This window comes from Collinsella aerofaciens (genome assembly GCF_039752985.1).
Taxonomy (GTDB): Bacteria; Actinomycetota; Coriobacteriia; order Coriobacteriales; family Coriobacteriaceae; genus Collinsella; species Collinsella aerofaciens_BT.
In genome coordinates, this window is sequence record NZ_JBDMHA010000135.1 from 1 (window position 1) to 1,272 (window position 1,272).

Annotated in this window: 1 protein-coding gene; it reads right to left on the reverse strand. The window is 57.8% G+C overall.

Going from position 1 to position 1,272, the window contains the following annotated elements; all coding sequences use genetic code 11:
- Positions 1-383: 383 nt before the first annotated feature.
- Positions 384-1,013: an aminoacyl-tRNA hydrolase gene (gene pth, locus ABHR76_RS10035; protein WP_329738821.1), complete on the reverse strand. Its 630-nt coding sequence runs from the start codon at positions 1,011-1,013 to the stop codon at positions 384-386.
- Positions 1,014-1,272: the final 259 nt, after the last annotated feature.

Here is a 1,272-nt window from a genome sequence, read left to right on the forward strand (position 1 = left end):
CTTATACATAGAACCCCTCTCTTGTTAGGGCCGCCGAACCGTGCCTCCACGGAAATGGACGGTAGCCCGAATAAAACCGTACGCGCACAGGCGTTGTGCAGACATACGGTGCAAATTATACCCTCATGGACATGTCACTTACGTGTGTCTTCGGCTGTTGGGAGCAGGGTTTATCCACTTTGGCCTACCAAAGGGGGAGAGGTTTATTTTGGTCGGTTTTATCAGGTAAAACGGCAAAGGGGGCCGGCCTCGCGCTTCGGTGAGGCCGGCCCCCTTTGGAGCGTTGCATATGTATGGCGGCACAGGGTTTATTGCGACGCGGCATCCGCGGCGTTTCCGCATATAAAACCTGCCAAAATAAACCTGTCCCTAAATGGTAGGTTTTAGTGCTTGCCGTTGGCGGAGGCGGCACCGTTGACGTGGTCGCGGGCATAGACCACGCCGTGCACGATCGCCAGGCCGGCGGCGTCGGCCGCGCGGGCGCAGGTGTCCTGGAAATCCTCGGCCTCGCGGGCGCGCAGCTGTTTAAGAACGTAGTCGGCGACGGCCATCTTGCCGGGAGGGTTGCCGATGCCGGTGCGGATGCGGCTGAAGTCGCGGCTGCCCATCTTGTCGATGATGGAGCGCAGGCCGTTGTGACCGGCATGGCCTCCGCCCACCTTGACGCGCACGTCACCGGCGGGAATGTCGAGCTCGTCGTGGATCACGAGCAGCTCCTCGGCCTTGATTTTGTACTCGCGGCAGAGCTTGGAGATGGGACCGCCCGAGGTATTCATGTATGACTGCGGCTTGACCAGTACAATCTGGCGCTTGCCTCCCTCTTCCTCGGGATCGTTGATGTTGATGAGCGCGACCTCGGCGCCTGCCTGGTTTTTCCAGTACGTGACACCGGCCTGACGGGCCAACTCGTCGATTGCTTTGAAGCCAGCGTTGTGGCGGGTCTCGGCATACTCATCGCCAGGGTTGCCAAGCCCGGCAACCATGCGAATCTTAAGCGGCTGTGCAGCTGCCATGTGCTTCCTTTCGTCGATTTGTCGCCTGCTATGGTGAGCGACCCTGTTGCCGCTGTCAAATGGAGGGTAATTGAGGGCGTTTAGGGGCGTTTGGACGGCCGTCGAAATCAGAGGTGGACAGTTAGTTCGGATACGTATAAGTTCTGAGGACTCGAAGTGCTCAATTCAATGCCGATACGTTGTTTTGGAGCTTTAGTTAGTCCATATGGCGCTGTTTTGAAGTCTACCCTGCCTTCAAATAGGGCGAATGGTATAGAGA

Bases quoted from the DNA above. Each gene is read 5' to 3' on its own strand.
- pth (WP_329738821.1), bottom strand. From the start codon at position 1,013: ATGGCAGCTGCACAGCCGCTTAAGATTCGCATGGTTGCCGGGCTTGGC.